We start from the raw sequence: 17,394 nt of genomic DNA, 5'->3' as shown, positions 1-17,394 counted from the left end.
AAAAAGAGCACCTGTTATTTAACGTGATTTAGTCCTCTTTCTTGAGAATTCTAAGCCCGCATCGGTTCGGGCCAGCTATGCGAGGTAGCAAAGACCTAATACGAATAGCTTGATGATTTCCTTGCCATCAGTTCTGAAATCTATGAACTGATTATTTGCTCGCAGGGATTTATCCAAGCCCTAATAACGGCAGAATCACCTCACGACTATCATAAAAATTGTGAGACTCTCTTGAATAATAATTCCCTTCTTTCCTTCGCCGCAGCCAACATCAAAAGTTGGCTCTGTGACATGTCTTGCGTGCTGCCTCAGGTCGTTCGCTCATGAGCCGCGAGGCCGAAGTGCGAGCGGCCGCCGCAGAGCTGGTGGACGCATTCGCCAGCAACGATACGGCTCGGTACTTTGACTGCTTCAGCGAAGATGCAACATTCGTTTTCCACACCCTTCCACACCCGCTGAAGTCCCGCGAGGCGTATCAGGTGTCATGGAATCAGTGGCAAGCAGAAGGTTTCGCTGTACTGGGCTGTCGCTCCAGTAACGCCCATGTCAGCCTGCAAGGCGATATCGCTGTTTTTATTCATGACGTAGCTACCCACCTGCGTATGGGTGATGAAGAACTGCGCCTTCGCGAACGGGAAACTATTGTGTTCCGCCAACATGAACAGCGCTGGCTGGCGTGCCATGAACATCTTTCGGCGACAACCCCCAGTTGAATGCAACAGGCATGAGCGAACCAACTGAAGTTTGCCATGCCAGCTACACCACCTTTACCGCTTAGCGCTCAATCAGTTTCACACTGCCAACCCCACCCAATGGGATCACGCGTCTGCGTTGTCCTTACAAAAATATAGTGCCAGGCGCTGGAGAAACAAATGAGCCACTCGACGCGTATCGAAACCTTTGGTGTCGAACAAATTCCCGACAACCAACGTAACGCTACCCCCACAGATTTGTTCCGCCTGATTTTCGGCGGAGCCAATACCTTCGCTACTGCGGTACTCGGTAGCTTTCCAGTGTTGTTCGGGCTGTCATTTCAGGCGGGTTTATGGGCGATCATTTTAGGTATGGCCGTAGGCGGATTGATTTTAGCCCCCATGGGTCTCTTCGGTGCGCTGAACGGCACTAACAATGCTGTGTCTTCCGGTGCCCACTTTGGCGTGCACGGGCGCATAGTCGGCTCCTTCTTGTCGCTACTGACTGCAGTAGCGTTTTTTTCGCTGTCTGTGTGGAGCTCAGGCGATGCTTTGGTGGGCGGTGCCAAACGGCTGGTCGGTCTACCCGAGAGCGACCTGACGCTGGGGCTGACTTACGGCTTGTTCGCCGTACTGGTACTCGTAGTTTGCATTTACGGGTTCCGTTTCATGCTATGGGTTAACAAGATCGCGGTTTGGGCTTCCAGTCTGCTGTTCTTGCTCGGCCTTTTCGCTTTCGCGGGATCTTTCGATTTTGGTTATGCGGGCAGTACCAACATGCAGGTGCCTGGCTTTTGGGCAGCGTTCATTGGCGCAGCATTATTGGCCATGAGCAACCCTGTTTCCTTTGGCGCTTTTCTTGGCGACTGGTCGCGCTACATACCGCGCCACACTCCTAAGCGACGCATCATATTAGCGGTGCTGGCTTCCCAAGTTGCTACTCTGATCCCCTTCCTGTTTGGCCTGTGTACCGCCACCCTGGTGGCCACGCAAGCGCCGCAATACATTGAAGCCAACAACTACGTCGGCGGTCTGCTGGCTATCTCGCCGAATTGGTTCTTCCTGCCAGTATGCTTAATTGCCGTGATCGGCGGCATGTCCACCGGCACGACAGCGCTTTATGGCACTGGCCTGGATATGTCGAGCCTGTTTCCGCGTCTAATGAGTCGGGCAGGCGCTACGTTGCTGATTGGAGTGGCTGCCATCGCCTTCATCTTTATCGGCCGTTTTGCCTTCAATCTGGTGCAAAGCGTATCAACCTTCGCCGTGCTGATCGTTACCTGCACCAGCCCGTGGATGGTGATCATGATCCTCGGCCTGATTGTGCGCCGTGGCTTTTATCACCCCGATGACCTGCAAGTATTCACCCGAGGCGAACGGGGCGGCCGTTACTGGTTCCACCATGGCTGGAACTGGCGCGGCCTGAGTGCCTGGGTTCCCAGTGCGGCAGTAGGCCTGTGTTTCGTCAACTTACCTGGTCAGTTCGTCGGATCGCTGGGAAATCTGGCAGGCGGCATCGACATCAGCTTGCCGATTACCCTGAGCATGGCCGCTTTCATCTACCTTTGCCTACTGAACCTGTTTCCCGAGCCCGCCAGCGTCTACGGCCCCGCCGGGCCGCGCTGGATACGTCTGAAAAGTGGTTCCGCACCTGTGCTGAACAACGCAGATTCTGCCTGACAGCGTCTTCAGCCGCTTTGCATATCCGGGCGCAGTGCCCACGAATGACGCTAGGAGTACAACCATGAAAACCCCGCACTACCTCGGTGGCGATTGGGTCGAAGGTGAAGGCAGTGATGTCTTCAGCATTTTCGAACCCGCCGTTGGCGAGCCCTTCGACGAAGTCCGTGCTGCCAGCCCGGCGCAAGTGGATCAAGCCATCGCTGCCGCCCGCCAGGCACTGCGCCACTGGAAAAATACTTTACCCGGGGAACGTGCTCGCTATCTCCACGGTTTTGCTGGCGCCATAGCCAAGCGATATGAAGCGCTGATCGCGATGCAGATGCGCAACAGTGGTAAGCCTCGCCATGAAGCCGAGGCAGACCTCAACGACGCCATCGCTACCTTCACCTATTACGCGGCGCTCGCCGAGGATCTTGTTGAACAACAGAACCGCAACGTAGCTCTCGCTGTGCCAGGCTTCAGCTCGTATACCCGCCTGGACGCCATTGGCGTAGTGGGCCTGATCGTACCGTGGAATTTCCCACTGGTGACCAGCGCCTGGAAAATCGCCCCGGCCTTGGCCGCTGGCTGCACGGTAGTGCTCAAACCGTCCGAAATTACTCCGCTGATCGAGTTGGGCTACGCAGAGATCGCTGATGAAATTGGATTGCCGGCCGGTGTGCTGAACATCGTTTGCGGTAAGGCTGAAACCGGCGCAGCGTTAAGCAGCCATCCCGGGCTGGACAAGCTGTCCTTCACCGGCAGCAATGCAATCGGTAGCCAGGTCATGCACAGCGCCGCGCAATACTGTCGACCGGTGACACTTGAGCTAGGGGGCAAGTCGGCGATCATCATATTTGACGATTGCGAGATTGATCAGGCCATCGAATGGATCGTTGCCGGTATCTGCTGGAACGCCGGGCAGATGTGCTCGGCCACTTCCCGACTGCTGATCCAAGAAGGGATTGCCGATACCCTGTTGCCGAGATTGGCCGCAGCACTGGAAAAGTTGCGCATTGGCAACCCGCTTAAACATGAAATTGATATGGGACCTATGACCAGCGAGGCGCAGTTCGACAAGGTCAGTCAGTATTTCGCCATTGCTCAGAATGAGGGGTTGACCTGCCTGGCAGGCGGCGTAGTGCCAGATCGTCAGGGCTGGTTTGTTACACCTACCTTATATGTGGAAGTGCCGCAGAACAGCCGCCTGTGGACAGAAGAAATATTCGGTCCGTTGCTCTGCGCACGTCGCTTCAGCACTGAGCAAGAGGCAATAGCTCTGGCCAACAACAGCAGTTTTGGCCTCGTTGCTACGGTTGTCAGCGCTGACCTGCAACGCGCTGAGCGGGTAGCCGATGCATTAGAAGTTGGCCACGTTTGGATTAACTCTGTTCAGGCAGTGTTCGTGGAAACTTCCTGGGGCGGCACCAAGGGCAGCGGAATTGGCAGGGAACTAGGGCCTTGGGGCCTAAGTGCCTATCAATCGGTGAAACATGTAACTCGCTGCCTGGGTTGAAATGCTGGCTAAATCGCTGGTCATGCTGTCCACACATCACTCGTATGTGGAACCGATCTTTCACCTCGCCCCGCGCTGATAAATCAGGGTATCGCACACTCCAAGCCGCCCTGAAACCCGCGCGGCGGGGAGGACGCCGACACGCTCGAACCCAGCCGCTTCGGCCAGTTTCTGACTAGGGATGTTGGCCGATGATGTCGTTAATCGCAGCGTGTGCCCTGAAAGCTTCGACGCCAGTGCGGTCAACGCTTCCTTCATCAATCCACGGTTAGCGTGGTCCTTGACCACCCAGTAACCGATCTCGAAACCATGATCCTGATCTGCGCTGGGTCTGACTCCTATGCACCCCACCAGTGGCTGATCGTCGTCGCGCAGAAGCAGGTAATACCGTTTCTCCGCCTCGGCGGTGCAGAAGTCTTCAACGGCACGTTTGAGACTTTGCTCGGTGTCCTCCAGCGTCCAGTGCAGCTTGCTCCACACCAGAAAATCACGATGCAGCTCGTAGCTCGCGTTCAGCGCAGCTGCCAGCTTTGCAGCAAGACCGACATCGGGCATCACCAGCCTGAGTCGAACGGTTTGTAGCGTCGTGGGCAAGCTTGCGTGTTGTTCGATGGTCTGCACCCAGATAAATCCCTCATCTTGCGTGGGTGGCTCCAGCAGCTGGAATACACTAGTCACCGCGTCTTCGGGCACGCGCTTGTCAGCGCTGCGCCGGGCGTTGCGTGACAGAGCCAGATTAAGGGAGGCCTTCACAAAAATAGCAATCACCGGCACCTGATGGTCGCGAGCAATGGCAAGCAACCTTTCCCTGTGGCGACGTGCAGGCAACGCTGCGTCGAAAACAATCGCACGATGGCCTAATCGGCCGAGGTTGTCCGACACCCAGCGAGACTTGCCTGCGCCCTGTAAGCCCATCACCAGGTAGACATGCGCACCTGGCCTGGCTCTCGACAGCTCGTCACTCAAGCGGGCATATGCCAATTCCCAAGCGTGGCGATTGCGTTCAGGCGTGAACTCTCTTCCGAATTCGGTTTCCAGGTAGTCATCCGGGTTGATCAACAGCGGCGAACCGACGACATCATCGTCTGCGTGTTTGTGCAGCAAGTGGACGTCCGAAACATCCTCGCGCGGCCCCAGATCTCGCCAACCGCCATGCTGGTAAAACGTCCAGGCGGGATGGTTATCCGGGCTGGCAGACAAGCGCAGGGACTGACAACCCTGCTCACTCAGAAAGCGCCAGGCGTAAGCTTCGAGCAATGTGCCAAGCCCCTGCCCTCGCAGTTCTGGAATGAGGTAGAAAAGATTCACATAACCGATCGAAGGATCGCCCGCCACCCTGCCCATTTCGATCTGGCCGATGATCTCCTCATCGCGCCAGACATGCACCAGACACCCCGGCAGCTTTATCGCCTTCTGCCATAACCACGCGGCATAACCTTCTGCCCCGCGGTCGAGACTATTAAAACCCTCCGCCGAACCGAAAGCGCAGGTATGCGCATCGATTCTGAACCGTTGGCATACGTCGAGATGGGCGTTCAGATCGACAGGCTTGAACGTCAGGACTGGAATTTCGGAGGTTTGTGTCATAAAAAATGAGGTCCTTCAGTCGCGCAGCTGTGTTGTCTGAGCCGTAACGGTTCGAGGCGAGTCTGCGCAGGACGCCGGTGCGACCGTCGAGAGAAAGAGTCTGGTCTGACGGTTTGATCGCAGCCAGACGACGCAACATGTAGAGGGTGCGGTGGCCGCAAGCTGACTCATCTTGGCACGCGCCGTTTTTCGGGTCGTCCACATGAAGCTGAAAAATTCCGGGAGGTTGCCCAACTGCTCTGGGCAGTCCTCTGGAAGATCGGGCCTCGGGCTGCCTCGGTAGATCAGTGTTCTCACAAGCACACGCCAGAAGCGGAGCACCGACGAGCGATCAATCCATATCAAGAGATCAGCCCGGGCGATACGGTTGTCCCAGGTTGCGGAATGACCTCCTTCGAATATCCACTGATCGCCAGCCTCGACCTCGCGACACAGCCGTGTCTTCTCATCGATGGATCGCTCGATCCAGCCGGGCTGCCAATGGATAGTGTCGATGTGTATTACCGGCAGACCTGTGCGATCACCCATCTCCCGAGCCAGCCTACTTTTTCCCGAGCCAGGTTGGCCGATGATCATGACACGCTGCATTAGAGCTCCTAATTATCGCAAAACCGAATGCAAACACCCTTAAGGTATGTGTCCACGGCCCTACTGCGTTCCGGCTCACTGCCTGACCCGTGCATCGAGGCCGGGCACCTTGTCAATGACATCACATAACGAATGGCTGAACGGGCTAACGTGCGCTTTGTCCGTAATTTGCAAGAACCTTGCCGACGCTGAAGCAGGCGAAGGTGCATACCACTGAGGGAATGCCATGTCGCTGAACCCAGTTGACTGTCTTTTTTATATCGTCAATCACCGGGATGTCCTCCAGCATGCGGGCGAGATCGTACCGATCCAAAATTCCTCTAATAAACGGCGGCGCGAGCAGCCACTTCGATATGTCCTGAGATCCTTACAAAAAACAAGCCGGCCTGGTGCGCCATAAATGTCAGAGCAGCTGTTCTTTGATGACCCATAAACAACACCTGAACGACACTTTGCTCAGGCAACCACAGCAAGTTGCCTAACTTGCGCCGGACGGCGAGACATCGACATTCACGTCTCTACCGGCACCGCTCTTACTGTGCCAATGCTCCCCCACGGCCTTTGAAGCGCATTGCAATGAATGACTGGCGTAGAGCGAAACCAAAGGTAAACCTTGATAATCTCCAACCTGAAAAATGTGAGGGGTCCTCTCGGCTGTTCTTCGATGCCGCCAAGAATCATCGACTACTGTGGTGTGCTATGTCGACTTGCTGTAATCGCTCAAAAGCGAAGCGATTGAGGCGGTAAGCTTAGTGACCCAGCGACGCTGAACGAGTTGCTAGGGAACTGAAAGAGGCCGAGACCAACTCGACTTTATCTGTTGGCAAACAGGCGGCGACCGGCCAAGAGCGGGCGCTAGTCGCTGGCGTCAATAACTATTTTCGGCAAAAACGGCCAGGCTACCGTGTATCGCACGTCCGCGGCATGGTCGGCCGCGAGCATCGAGCTAGGTTACGTCCGCAGCGCGAGAAACGTGTTGCTCCCGCCTGTAGCCGCATCGTCTACTGTTCCTGCGGTTAGGTCTGATAAGGTCGTGTTATTCAGACCTGATTTGCAATTCAGGGGCTACCAAAAAAAATAAACGGAGCGCCACTGGTACCTACTGGCGCATGCGTTGTGGTCTACCAAACCAAGAGCACGAACTTTTCATTGGAATGTTGAGACTCAACGCGACAAAACATGGTGATTAGTACCAGTAGTCAAATGAGTTTGTGGCAAAGCACATCTTGCTACAGTACCGTACCATTGTGACGATATGAAGCCAGCGTCGACCAAAACTCGTTAGCGAGTTAACACCGCGCTGAAACCTTATTTAACGACTTGCAGCTAATCGGCTACGCTTAAGCTCGGCACGCTACCGAATAGCGATCACATGGGTAGGCTCGCGCTTGGCGAGGCGATGAACGAGGCTAAGCAATTCCTCCACGGAAACGCTCATTTAGGGGTAAACGTATGGCACTCGTAACGTTAGACCAAGTCCGTCAAGCTGCTACGGAGTTGACAGCCAAAGGCCGGGTGCCAACAACAAAGACTGTTTTTGATCACTTGGGCGGACACTATTCTGCTGCCTCGATTAATGCTCGCTTACAAAGCTTAGCGAAAGAAACCTATCGCGAAGCAGTAATTACTACTCCATTGCCCGCATCCTCACGCATTCTAGACGTGACCGAGCCGCGCTATACTGAACGGCTACGCCATGCTGAATTCGCTCTTTACCGTTTGAGCGAAGAGCTTCGGAGCGAACGTACGCAAAAAGAGGAAATGCGTAAACGCCTAGTCGACGCTAACAACGAAATAAATACCGCCGCAGAACTCAATCGACATAATCAATCTAAGATCATCGCTTTAGAGGGTAAAAATGAGCGCTGGCTGAATGCGGAACGAGTGCACGAGCGCTATTACTGGGAACTTTACTTGCTAAGGTGGACGATCGCCGACCTTAGCCGCATGAGGTTGGCTTACAAAGAGATTAATATCCGACCCATCATTTTGGTATGGCCTGAGGTTTATCCCCTCACGACTGTAAACCCAACGATAGAACACCCAATTATCGTTCGTGCGCTTCACCTCGTAAGCCAATACGAGGAGAGGCTGAAGCGTGAATATAGTGACAAAGTTAGTTACGCGGCTTTACTGTCGGAGCGGGATCACTTGAGCTTAAAAGCAAAGGTGCTTGAGTACCAGTTAATAGGTACTCAATCTGATCTCGAGACGTGCCGCAGGCGGCCTGTTACAACGACTCAAAAAAAACCACATACAGGTACGCATGTTCCGAGGCCAGTGACCACGCCTGAATGCGGATTCAGAGCATTTTGCAACTGCGACCACGGAGCATGCGCACGCGCACTGAGTAAACTCGCTCGTGAGCTTGGTCATAAGGCTGAGGATGCCGCGCAGGAAAAATCTGATGGGAGCAGTCACAATAGGCGAACCCTGGAATAACACTCTTCTAATTGATCATGCAGCTATCCCGGCGGCTCACGGTAGAGCATCTGAGTGAGGAATCGCCGGTGATGCAAAAGTCGGTAGGATCGCCGTTCGTTTTCGCGGATCAGTTCCAACGGCCACGGCGCTCGTTCGGCTATCTTTACGTACTCCATAACAAAGGCGGAGTCGACATCTGTAGACCACGCGGCGGTTTCGGCGCAACGGTTGAGGCATTCCAAAATATGTGCCCCAAAACAATGGGTGGTGAACCACGCGAGGGGCGCTCGGGGCCAACGGAGTGCGTCTTGGACCTCGTTATGCCGATCGAGCCAAGCTTGAGCGGCCGCCACGATTGAGTCAGCCATTTGCTCTGACACTACCCGATCTTGGCTGATCGCCCAACTGGCACAAAAGACTTTGTAAGTCCGCGTCATAGAGTGTGCTTCCTTGGACGTCTTCCTGACTTCGACTACGTCGCCATCAAGGCGCAGTCGAAGCCGCCAAACCTTACGCGCATGCCGGAGGATGGATTTAAGATGGGGGATCAGTTCGCATACCCTTACTTGGCTAGGCCAGAAACGTTCGCAACCGCCATCCAGTAAAGTCCGGATCTGCACGATACCGTGTTCGAGGTGCCAGTCAACATCGCTCGCGCGCAGCTCAAGCAACGGGAGTTGCTCTTGCCCGACCCAGTCCTCAGACGCAGTGGACGGGTGCGTAAGTAGAAACCCTGGGCTACGGTAGTGCGTGATGGGTATGGGTACCTGTGTGCGTCTGGATCTCGAGTAGAGTTGGAAAATCGCCTCACGATGCGGAGTCAGCAGATCGTAAAAACTTTGCCGGATGCGAGCGCCCGCTAACGGAGCTTTGCAAGATGGACAGCAGAACGCCTGCAGAAACAGATCCTCGCCCCAAGCATAGCCCATATGATGCCCGCAAGAGGGACAGCGACTTTGCAAGAGCGTGCCGTGAAATGGGCAACGCCATATTTGCTCTTGCTGGAAGAATACAAAGTGCCGCCGAGCACCCATGCAAATGGTACAGAACCGCAGGTAAGGGGACAGCGCTCCACTCCGGCCTACAACGACAGCGCGAAAAAACATGCTTTCCAAGCCTTTACTGCTCACTCCCAAAGCCCTCATTGCAGCGTTGAGATTCAGCGCGACCATCGTTTCAAGACCCACCGTTGCATCTAAGCGCGCAGCGATGCTAATGGTGGTCTTGAACTGCCGCTCAATGGCCTCGCCCGAAATGCCCCGGGCGATAGCGAAGCGCGACAACACGGTGTATATCGACTCATCTGGCCAGTACTCTACTGAAGGGCTAACGTTGCCCCGATAACCTCCGACGTCCACTTCGTAAAATGGGTCGCTAAAATCAGACATGTACTCGTCCATGAAGGTTCACGGCGGCCATTATTAAGTAGTCAGGGAAATAAACTTCCGAAAGCAGGCCTTCCAACCAAGCTGGGTCCAGGTCAAATGCATCGTCATCCAGTTCGTGGTACTCCTCAAAAAAGATTTCCACTAGAGCAGTCAGGTATTTCATCGGGATCTGGCAGTCGACAAATACCGCATGACCTTCAAAGGCGTTGCTAAATGCGCGCCATAAGCAACTTGCACAATTTTCAAGTCTGAAACCCTGCGCAAAATCCCGGGGGAAAAAAAATCGGGTAGCTGGCCACTCCGGATCTTTGTCTACGAGTGTGTCATACCCTTGCAGGACATAGGCTACTTCGTCCGTACTACGCAGCCCAAGAAATTCGATAGCTGTATTCATCAAGCGCGTGATGAATACTCCATTGCCCCTCTCAAGATATTGCTTGCGAAATGACTCCAGCTCGCGCTGCCCTACGAGGATCGAGATTAGACGCACATTGTTCTGTTCCAGTGTATCAAAGACCTCGCATAACCATGTAAGTTGCAGATCCGTCCATTTTTGCGGTTCATCAATAAAAAGAAGGTACACCTGATTTTGGTTTCCCCTGCCCTTCTCCACCATGCGTTTAATAGCTTGACGTTTACAATCGCCAGCAGTACCGCTGATAGGGGCACCTACTGCGCCGCAGAGGGTCACATAGAATTCTTTATGGGACGCGACACTCCGTTCTTCACCGTTCACTTTCCCTATTGGCATACCGGGATATCGTGCTTTAGCTTCCAACTCCAAGTAATCGACCATTTTGCTTTTACCTGCGCGAAACATACCCCAAAATACTAATCCTCCACTTCGGCGTTTAATGGCCTTATTAAGGTGCTGCCAAGCATGGGAGATAGGATCGCTGGATAGAAGATAGTTTCGTTTGATGACCGGATGTAATTCTACCAGATATGGACGGATCAAAGCAGGATCGTAATTAGTCATCATTGCCACCCCGGGTGATATAGCTTCGGCGCAGTCGCTCTACAGGCGCGCGGGGAGGAGGCAATGGGGGACGCGGCAAGACGGGCAAAACCGCAGCCCCTGTGTGTTTGAGATTATAGGTTGCAACATCCCGCTGGCCCCAGCCGTTGGACACTTGCAGTGCATGCAGCATGTCAGCCAGCGAGTCTGAATTGTATTCAATCTGCTCATGCTTGACGGCGCTCATTAAACGGCTACGTAATTTTTCACTGTGAGGAGTGGTCCAGGGCCTGGGTGGGTAAACTTCGCCAAGGTAGTCGCCGCTACGAGTGTAGACCTTTAGATAACTCAGATCATAAGGGTCCCATTCAACAAGAACATCCTCACCCACAGAATTCTTCAAAGCGGGTAAATTCCGATAACGCACCTGCTTAAAATTTATATAGGCGCTAAGTGTGCCGTCACTTCGCACCTTTGCGACAGCAGTTTTATTTGTGAAGGAATGAATATCACGAAACCGCTTTGGGAGCCGAGTGAAATAATGTTCCCGCTCCTGTGCGGACCGCACAAATAATCCCAGCGGCGAATGAGGTGCTATACCTGAATGTGGCCTTCCATTGTAGTCCGACAGCGTAATATCTAGTGCGTGGTGCATCTCCTCTAAAGTCAGCAAAAGAGACAAATCGCCCCCCTTTGGCGCTAAGCGTTTAATGATTTCATCACGTGAATGAGAACCAGTACTACCCACGAGACGATGGGAAAAGTTATCAACTAGGTATCTAAAAAAAGACTCGACTATTGCCCGATCATTGGGCCGATGCGGTGGTCCATAATCCACAGTTGAACCAAGCAGAGATTCCATCTTGCCCCAAACATCTGTCGCATGATGGGACATTGCATTATCGAACTTGTAAATAAGTCCCTTTGCCCAAGCCAACTCGGCCATCTTTTCAGCAGGGAATCCGCCCGCGACTTTATAGGTAGCCCCTCGGATAACCTGCACAGGTCGTTCATGAGGAGCGATTGAATGGTAAATAGCTTTAAGCAGATCGGTCTGATCGTAATTTCTACCCAACGCAATGCTATAACCAAGGACGCAGCGAGTATGCGCATCAATCACCAAAATAATCCAAACGCAAAGGATTTCGTAAACGAAGGTCAGGCCGTACTGATCCTGCTCTTGAACAGTCAGACGCAGATCAAGTTGATGACCATCCATTTGCACCTCCTGCAATGGAGCTGAAACACCACTTTCGGTTGGTCCGTCAAGCTGCTCTGCCAGTCGAGTTCTTAGCGCGTTTGAATGTTTGACCGCGACCTGCTTTAGGCATTCCACGAAAGCCCGTCGCGCTTTGCCTCGCCTGTTGAATGGATACTCCGTCGTGGAAAGTCCTATTTTTTTGCACTCTTGAAGAAAAAGTCCGTGATAAGCAGAAAGACGTTTTACTCCTCCAGCCTCGCGCGACTTGTATTTTTTAGCCCAGCCCTGAATTTTTTTTGCCAGGTCAGGGTGATTATGCAGCAACTGGCCAAATATACCTGCATCGCCACTGGTCGAGTTATCGGGTAACTGATCTCCTACTGACGCTGTCCGGTTATATTTCGTCACTCTAAAATTATTGAGTGCCGCCCGATAACCAACTATGTCACCGTCCGGACCAAAATCCATCGCTTTATTCACCATTGTGAACAGCGTCGACGAAGACACCTTGTGGAGCTCCTGGATGTCCTCTACCGAAGCACCGTGTATCAAATAGGCTTGCAGTGCTTTTAGACGCTGCTCTACCTTACTCCTTATCTTCTCCGGCAAGGCGGCGACGTTCAACACGGGCCACGAGCTTGGATCTGCTCCATCTGTAACCAAGCGGTACTTGGAAAACCGTGGTTTAGATATCTTCATGACTTCACGATCTCGACGGACGAATAAGAGTTGAACTGTTGATCAGCTCATCCTGAAGCTTATCTAAACTAAAGTGCCCTATCCTCACCATCTCAAAGGCATACGCAAGGGCTAAATTCTCGTGATATTCTGGAAACCGTTCTATTTCGGCAACAGTTAATGCATTTCCTTTAAAGGCGCGAGAAAAGATCTTTAGAGCTTTTGATGTAATTTTTTCGTTCTCGCTAGTAATTGCCGACAGCATACTTACTCGATTCCAGAAAATTAAATTATCTTGGAAACTTGTGGCAGAGACCATAGGATACAGGACAATATTCAGAGCGCCTGCATAAACCTCAAGTGCTTGCAAAGTATCCTGCTCTTTCGGGTCAGGGATATAAAGAAGATGATTATGCTCCATGTATCGAACGAGGAAACCAACAAAGATCGATCCATTGTCATGATCGAACCAGCGGTTTACGGCTTCGAAACTGATGACAGCTGGATCAAACTCTAACGTGGTCCACGTCGCCAGTTGACACCGGTAGAACAATGTAATCGGTGCGTGATTGGTCACGCTAAATACGCGGTACAAATGTCCACCCTTCGGACGGGATGCTTCGCGAAGTCCAACGTACGGGAATGAAGAGTTCGGCAACTCAGGCATTGAGGACACCCGATCGCGGCTTGCGGTCGAGGTTAACTATCGACCGAATAGCATGCTTTGTGAGCTGCGACATGCATTTGTCTATAGAGTGCTTGTCAGATGCGCGACCGACTAAGACTCTTATTGATACCGCAACGGCACCTGCGGTTCCGATATAGAAGGTCCAACATTCGAACAACGACATACCAACTCTCCAAAATGAGCTTCATGGAAAGTCAGGTCGTCCGATTCCTCTTAGCGGGGGCCGCCTCACATATCGGTCAAAGCCTACACCAAGCTCGCGCCTTCACAAATAGCAATAAACTATTACCAGCATGCGATAATTAGCTAAAGACTATGGATTTATTAGTTGGGAAATGATTGAGGTGACAAAATCTTTTTAAACTAAGGGCTTGAGACCAATGGATGCTATTCTCCAATAACCAAGTCTACGACTTAATTTCCCAGATTTACTCAATTACGACGATTAATACAAAATTTACTACTTAAGATACGATTGGAGAAATGCCGAGTGGTGTGATACTTAGACGTTAAACACGAGCTGAAGAGATAAAATTGTAATCAAACCGGCTGGATTCCATCGCTGACTGATATATTCCAAGAACTAAATTATCCAGTAATTACCTCAGTGCCCGCGTACTACGTACAATCATACTAGATGTGTCTGAAACAAATGACTAAATGTTTCTAAGCCTCTGATAAGATAATTGAGCGTTATCGCATGTGATAGCTGAAAAACGGCTGTGGCGGTGCCGAGAAAGTACGTTGCGGAGCAATCGGGGTGAATAACAAGGCTGAACGGTATCTGCAGGCCGGCACGCGGGAAAACACCCGCAAGAGCTATCGCGCGGCGGTCGAGCATTTCGAAGTGACGTGGGGCGGGTTCCTGCCGGCAACCGGCGACAGCATCGTGCGTTATCTTGCGCATTACGCTGACCAACACGCGATCAGCACCCTCAAACAGCGACTGGCTGCTCTGGCTCAGTGGCACATCACTCAGGGCTTCCCCGACCCGACCAAAACACCCACCGTCCGGCAGATGATCAAGGGCATTCGCGCCGTACACCCCGCTCGGGAGAAGCAAGCCGCGCCGTTGCTGCTCACCCATCTTGAACAGGCTGTCGGCTGGCTGGAGCGCGAGGCCGGGCTGGCGTCGGAGCGTAACGATCACAAAAGCGTCATGCGGCACCGCCGCGACATCGCGCTGGTGTTGATCGGCTTCTGGCGGGGGTTTCGTGGGGATGAGCTGGCGCGACTGGAGGTTGAGAACATTCAGGCCGAGGCCGGGGTCGGGATTTCTTTCTATCTGCCTCACACCAAAGGCGATCGACAGAACGTCGGCACGACCTTTCGCACCCCGGCGCTGAACGCACTCTGTCCGGTGGACGCTTACATCAATTGGATCACCGTGGCGGGCATTGCGCGGGGGCCGGTGTTCAGGCGACTGGATCGCTGGGGCAATCTGGCCGAAGGCGGCATCAATCAGAACAGCCTGATCCCCATGCTGCGGCGGATCTTCGCGCAGGCTGGTGTTCCGGCCGAGCTGTACAGCAGCCATTCCCTGCGCAGAGGGTTCGCGACCTGGGCCTCGGCCAACGGCTGGGACCTTAAGTCGCTGATGAGCTACGTCGGCTGGAAGGACGTGAAGTCAGCCGTTCGCTACGTGGACGCCATCAGCCCATTCGGAGCCCTGGCTCGACCACAACGACTGCCGCAGCAGCCGGGCGCCGTTATCGGTCTGAAGTAGCTGATCAAACGGTTTCGTTACACCACTGCTGGCGTTTCCGCGCCGTCCATCGTGATTGTCGTGCCGGTGATATAGCTGGCTTTATCCGACGCCAAAAACAGCACCAGGTTGGCAATCTCCTCAGGCCTGGCCATGCGCCCCATGGGGATTTTTTCGACGCTGCGCTTTACCGCCGCCTCCACCGAAAGCCCCGAATGCTGCGCGTCCGCCGCCATGCCTTCAGCCACGCGCCCGGTTTCGGTCAGCCCGGGGTTGATGCCCAATACTCTCACCCCTGACGCGGCGTAGGCATTGCCCAGCCCCGCCGTCGCCAGCATCAGCGCCGCGTTGGCCGAACCACCGGCGAGGTGAATGGGCTTTGCCACTTTGCCACCGGCGCCAATGATGTTGACGATCACTCCGTGGCCTCGCGCCGCCATGAGCTTGACCACCGGATCGACGACATTGATCGTTGAAAAGAATTTGGCGTCCATCGCTGCACGCCAGAAATCCGGGGTGAGGTCTTCAGGCGGCGAGCGCTTCGCCGCGCCAGCCGAGTTGACCAATACCGCAATCGGCCCAACCTCCTGCTCCACACGCTGGACCAAGGCTGCAGCGGCCGGCGCATCCGATAAATCGGCAGCAAATCCCACCGCGCCGGGCAGCTGCGCCAGTGCGCTGTCGATGTTCGCTTGTGATCGAGAGCTGATCACCACGCGGGCGCCCTCTGCCGCAAATTGTTGAGCGCATGCCAAACCAATGCCCTTGGACCCGCCCGTCACCAGCACAACCTTTGCCTCGAAGCTCTTCATGGAGGTGGTTCCTTGATTGGAGTGAATAGTCGGCAGCCACCTTACGCCAGAGTGCACCGGCGCTGCACCTGCAATGAAAGTGGGCCACTGCCGATTCAGCTATTCATAGGGACCTGGGATGAACAACGTCCTAAAAGGTGGGTTAAACGACATTGCAGCCATCATATGAACACGGGAATATTCATCTCAGCCGAACCAAAACTATCCCATTGTTCAATAGAGATGCCCTCATGACCGTTATCGACGATCTGACCCAGCGCAATGAATTGTTCGCCAGCACTGAATTCAGTGACCAGCTAAAAATTATGCCGACGCTCAAGACCGTCATCATCGGTTGCGTTGATCCACGCGTTGACCCTGCCGACGTTTTGGGTCTCAAGACGGGCGAAGCGGCGGTGATTCGCAACGTCGGAGGCCGCGTCAATCCGGCCGCCCTGCAGAACATGGCCCTGGTGCGCACCGTTGCGGTGGCGCAAGGCAAAGAAGTCGGGCCCGGCTGGAACCTCATCGTGCTGCATCACACCGATTGCGGGATCACGCCTTGCCTGGTCCATGCGCCGGCTCTGCTGGCCAAGAACCTTGGCGTTGAACCCGCCGATCTGGACCACCTGGCCATTTCCGACCCGTACTCCGCGGTAGCGCTGGACGTCGCGGCACTCAAGGCCAATCCGCAGTTACCGGGCGAGTTTCTGGTCACCGGCATGGTTTACGACGTGGTCACCGGCAAAGTCCAGGTGGTCGTCCCCCCCGCGCTGTTGCGTGCGCCAGCCGCTGTTTGACGCTTCTACCCACCCCCTAGCCAACGAGTCGAATTCATGAACATCACCTTTAGAGCGTTGCTTGCTGCCAGCACCCTGGCGTTGAGTTTATTGACCACCGCCCAAGCTGCACCGCTGCCCAAAGTGCCGACCACCAAAATCATCGCCATCGGCACTGTAACCCCGGGCTCCACTCAGGAAGCCATCAGCGCGGTATTGCCTCAGGAAGTGCGCGAAACCGTGCAGCTGCATCTGGACGGCAAGATCGAACAATGGAACGTGCGCAACGACAAGCTGGGCGTTGTGTTCGTGTTGAACATGACCGATGTCGAAGAAGCCAAAGCCATCTTCGCCAAAATGCCGCTGGATCGGGCGGGGTTGATCTCATTCGAATTCATACCTGTCGGCCCGTTGGCGCCGTTGTCGGTATTGCTGAACCCGCCTGCGCATTGATACCGCGATGACAGGGGTCGCTTCGCCCCCCATCGTCGGCAAGCCGGACTCCTACGCCCTTCGGGCAGAAGCAACGCTGCGATAATCTGATGGATCCACCGCGCCCACAGGACTGACGTTGCTTCGCGCCCCGTCGTCGGGCGCAATCCCGAGCCCTCCGGCAGAAACGACGTTGCGATAATCCGAGGGATCCACCGCTTCTTGTTGGAGCGAGGCTTGCCCGCGAAGCTGACGACGCGGTACGTCTGACAATCCGCGTCACCCCGTTCGCGGGCAAGCCACGC

15 protein-coding genes are annotated in these 17,394 nt (G+C 54.2%); 8 read left to right on the top strand and 7 right to left on the bottom strand.

Annotated elements, in window-relative coordinates; translation table 11 throughout:
* The first annotated feature begins 323 nt into the window (after window positions 1-323).
* The 3 genes from ACWKWM_RS23590 (at window position 324) to ACWKWM_RS23580 (ending at window position 3,870) form a co-directional block, all read left to right on the top strand.
* A complete protein-coding gene (locus ACWKWM_RS23590) occupies window positions 324-713 on the top strand; it encodes a YybH family protein (protein ID WP_483848456.1) in 390 nt (129 codons plus the stop codon).
* 159 nt (window positions 714-872) lie between these two features.
* Window positions 873-2,372, top strand: a complete 1,500-nt coding sequence (locus ACWKWM_RS23585) for a purine-cytosine permease family protein (RefSeq protein WP_483848455.1) — start codon at window positions 873-875, stop codon at window positions 2,370-2,372.
* Window positions 2,373-2,436: 64 nt separating this feature from the next.
* A complete protein-coding gene (locus ACWKWM_RS23580) occupies window positions 2,437-3,870 on the top strand; it encodes an aldehyde dehydrogenase family protein (RefSeq protein WP_483848454.1) in 1,434 nt (477 codons plus the stop codon).
* 60 nt (window positions 3,871-3,930) lie between these two features.
* On the opposite strand, the gene ACWKWM_RS23575 is transcribed toward ACWKWM_RS23580, so the two are convergent.
* Window positions 3,931-5,457, bottom strand: a complete 1,527-nt coding sequence (locus ACWKWM_RS23575) for a GNAT family N-acetyltransferase (protein ID WP_483848453.1) — start codon at window positions 5,455-5,457, stop codon at window positions 3,931-3,933.
* Window positions 5,458-5,472: 15 nt separating this feature from the next.
* A complete protein-coding gene (locus ACWKWM_RS23570) occupies window positions 5,473-6,045 on the bottom strand; it encodes a P-loop NTPase family protein (RefSeq protein WP_483848452.1) in 573 nt (190 codons plus the stop codon).
* 576 nt (window positions 6,046-6,621) lie between these two features.
* Between ACWKWM_RS23570 and ACWKWM_RS23565 the strand changes: the two genes are divergently transcribed.
* Window positions 6,622-6,792 carry a CGNR zinc finger domain-containing protein gene (locus tag ACWKWM_RS23565; protein WP_483848451.1) on the top strand — a complete coding sequence of 57 codons (171 nt, stop codon included), beginning with the start codon at window positions 6,622-6,624 and terminating at the stop codon, window positions 6,790-6,792.
* 705 nt (window positions 6,793-7,497) lie between these two features.
* A complete protein-coding gene (locus ACWKWM_RS23560) occupies window positions 7,498-8,487 on the top strand; it encodes a DNA-binding protein (protein ID WP_483848450.1) in 990 nt (329 codons plus the stop codon).
* Between the two features lie 23 nt (window positions 8,488-8,510).
* Here the strand turns inward: ACWKWM_RS23560 and ACWKWM_RS23555 are convergent, their stop codons facing one another.
* Genes ACWKWM_RS23555 through ACWKWM_RS23540 form a run of 4 tightly spaced genes read right to left on the bottom strand, consistent with a single transcriptional unit; the run spans window position 8,511 to window position 13,361 of the window.
* Window positions 8,511-9,857 (bottom strand): hypothetical protein, encoded by a 1,347-nt coding sequence (locus ACWKWM_RS23555; RefSeq protein ID WP_483848449.1) that lies wholly within the window; start codon window positions 9,855-9,857, stop codon window positions 8,511-8,513.
* Window positions 9,850-10,836, bottom strand: a complete 987-nt coding sequence (locus tag ACWKWM_RS23550; RefSeq protein ID WP_483848448.1) for an AAA family ATPase — start codon at window positions 10,834-10,836, stop codon at window positions 9,850-9,852. The genes ACWKWM_RS23555 and ACWKWM_RS23550 overlap by 8 nt, the downstream gene beginning before the upstream one ends.
* Window positions 10,829-12,715 carry a Mu transposase C-terminal domain-containing protein gene (locus tag ACWKWM_RS23545; protein ID WP_483848447.1) on the bottom strand — a complete coding sequence of 629 codons (1,887 nt, stop codon included), beginning with the start codon at window positions 12,713-12,715 and terminating at the stop codon, window positions 10,829-10,831. The genes ACWKWM_RS23550 and ACWKWM_RS23545 overlap by 8 nt, the downstream gene beginning before the upstream one ends.
* A gap of 4 nt (window positions 12,716-12,719) precedes the next feature.
* Complete coding sequence (locus ACWKWM_RS23540) at window positions 12,720-13,361, bottom strand: hypothetical protein (protein ID WP_483848446.1); 642 nt, start codon at window positions 13,359-13,361, stop codon at window positions 12,720-12,722.
* 781 nt (window positions 13,362-14,142) lie between these two features.
* Here ACWKWM_RS23540 and ACWKWM_RS23535 point away from each other — a divergent pair.
* Window positions 14,143-15,108, top strand: coding sequence for a site-specific integrase (locus ACWKWM_RS23535; RefSeq protein WP_483848445.1), 966 nt, complete (start codon window positions 14,143-14,145; stop codon window positions 15,106-15,108).
* Window positions 15,109-15,125: 17 nt separating this feature from the next.
* Here the strand turns inward: ACWKWM_RS23535 and ACWKWM_RS23530 are convergent, their stop codons facing one another.
* On the bottom strand, window positions 15,126-15,899 hold the full coding sequence (locus ACWKWM_RS23530) for an SDR family oxidoreductase (protein WP_483848444.1): 774 nt from the start codon (window positions 15,897-15,899) through the stop codon (window positions 15,126-15,128).
* A 230-nt stretch (window positions 15,900-16,129) separates the two neighbouring features.
* Between ACWKWM_RS23530 and ACWKWM_RS23525 the strand changes: the two genes are divergently transcribed.
* On the top strand, window positions 16,130-16,678 hold the full coding sequence (locus ACWKWM_RS23525) for a carbonic anhydrase (protein ID WP_483848443.1): 549 nt from the start codon (window positions 16,130-16,132) through the stop codon (window positions 16,676-16,678).
* Between the two features lie 36 nt (window positions 16,679-16,714).
* Window positions 16,715-17,110: a hypothetical protein gene (locus ACWKWM_RS23520; RefSeq protein ID WP_483848442.1), complete on the top strand. Its 396-nt coding sequence runs from the start codon at window positions 16,715-16,717 to the stop codon at window positions 17,108-17,110.
* Window positions 17,111-17,394 lie beyond the last annotated feature (284 nt).

The organism is Pseudomonas rosaeacicularis, assembly GCF_057128745.1.
Note: the sequence above shows the minus strand (reverse complement) of the source record. Positions and strands in the feature narration are given on the sequence as shown.

Bases quoted from the DNA above. Each gene is read 5' to 3' on its own strand.
- ACWKWM_RS23590 (WP_483848456.1), top strand. From the start codon at position 324: ATGAGCCGCGAGGCCGAAGTGCGAGCGGCCGCCGCAGAGCTGGTGGAC.
- ACWKWM_RS23585 (WP_483848455.1), top strand. From the start codon at position 873: ATGAGCCACTCGACGCGTATCGAAACCTTTGGTGTCGAACAAATTCCC.
- ACWKWM_RS23580 (WP_483848454.1), top strand. From the start codon at position 2,437: ATGAAAACCCCGCACTACCTCGGTGGCGATTGGGTCGAAGGTGAAGGC.
- ACWKWM_RS23575 (WP_483848453.1), bottom strand. From the start codon at position 5,457: ATGACACAAACCTCCGAAATTCCAGTCCTGACGTTCAAGCCTGTCGAT.
- ACWKWM_RS23570 (WP_483848452.1), bottom strand. From the start codon at position 6,045: ATGCAGCGTGTCATGATCATCGGCCAACCTGGCTCGGGAAAAAGTAGG.
- ACWKWM_RS23565 (WP_483848451.1), top strand. From the start codon at position 6,622: ATGAATGACTGGCGTAGAGCGAAACCAAAGGTAAACCTTGATAATCTC.
- ACWKWM_RS23560 (WP_483848450.1), top strand. From the start codon at position 7,498: ATGGCACTCGTAACGTTAGACCAAGTCCGTCAAGCTGCTACGGAGTTG.
- ACWKWM_RS23555 (WP_483848449.1), bottom strand. From the start codon at position 9,857: ATGTCTGATTTTAGCGACCCATTTTACGAAGTGGACGTCGGAGGTTAT.
- ACWKWM_RS23550 (WP_483848448.1), bottom strand. From the start codon at position 10,836: ATGACTAATTACGATCCTGCTTTGATCCGTCCATATCTGGTAGAATTA.
- ACWKWM_RS23545 (WP_483848447.1), bottom strand. From the start codon at position 12,715: ATGAAGATATCTAAACCACGGTTTTCCAAGTACCGCTTGGTTACAGAT.
- ACWKWM_RS23540 (WP_483848446.1), bottom strand. From the start codon at position 13,361: ATGCCTGAGTTGCCGAACTCTTCATTCCCGTACGTTGGACTTCGCGAA.
- ACWKWM_RS23530 (WP_483848444.1), bottom strand. From the start codon at position 15,899: ATGAAGAGCTTCGAGGCAAAGGTTGTGCTGGTGACGGGCGGGTCCAAG.
- ACWKWM_RS23525 (WP_483848443.1), top strand. From the start codon at position 16,130: ATGACCGTTATCGACGATCTGACCCAGCGCAATGAATTGTTCGCCAGC.
- ACWKWM_RS23520 (WP_483848442.1), top strand. From the start codon at position 16,715: ATGAACATCACCTTTAGAGCGTTGCTTGCTGCCAGCACCCTGGCGTTG.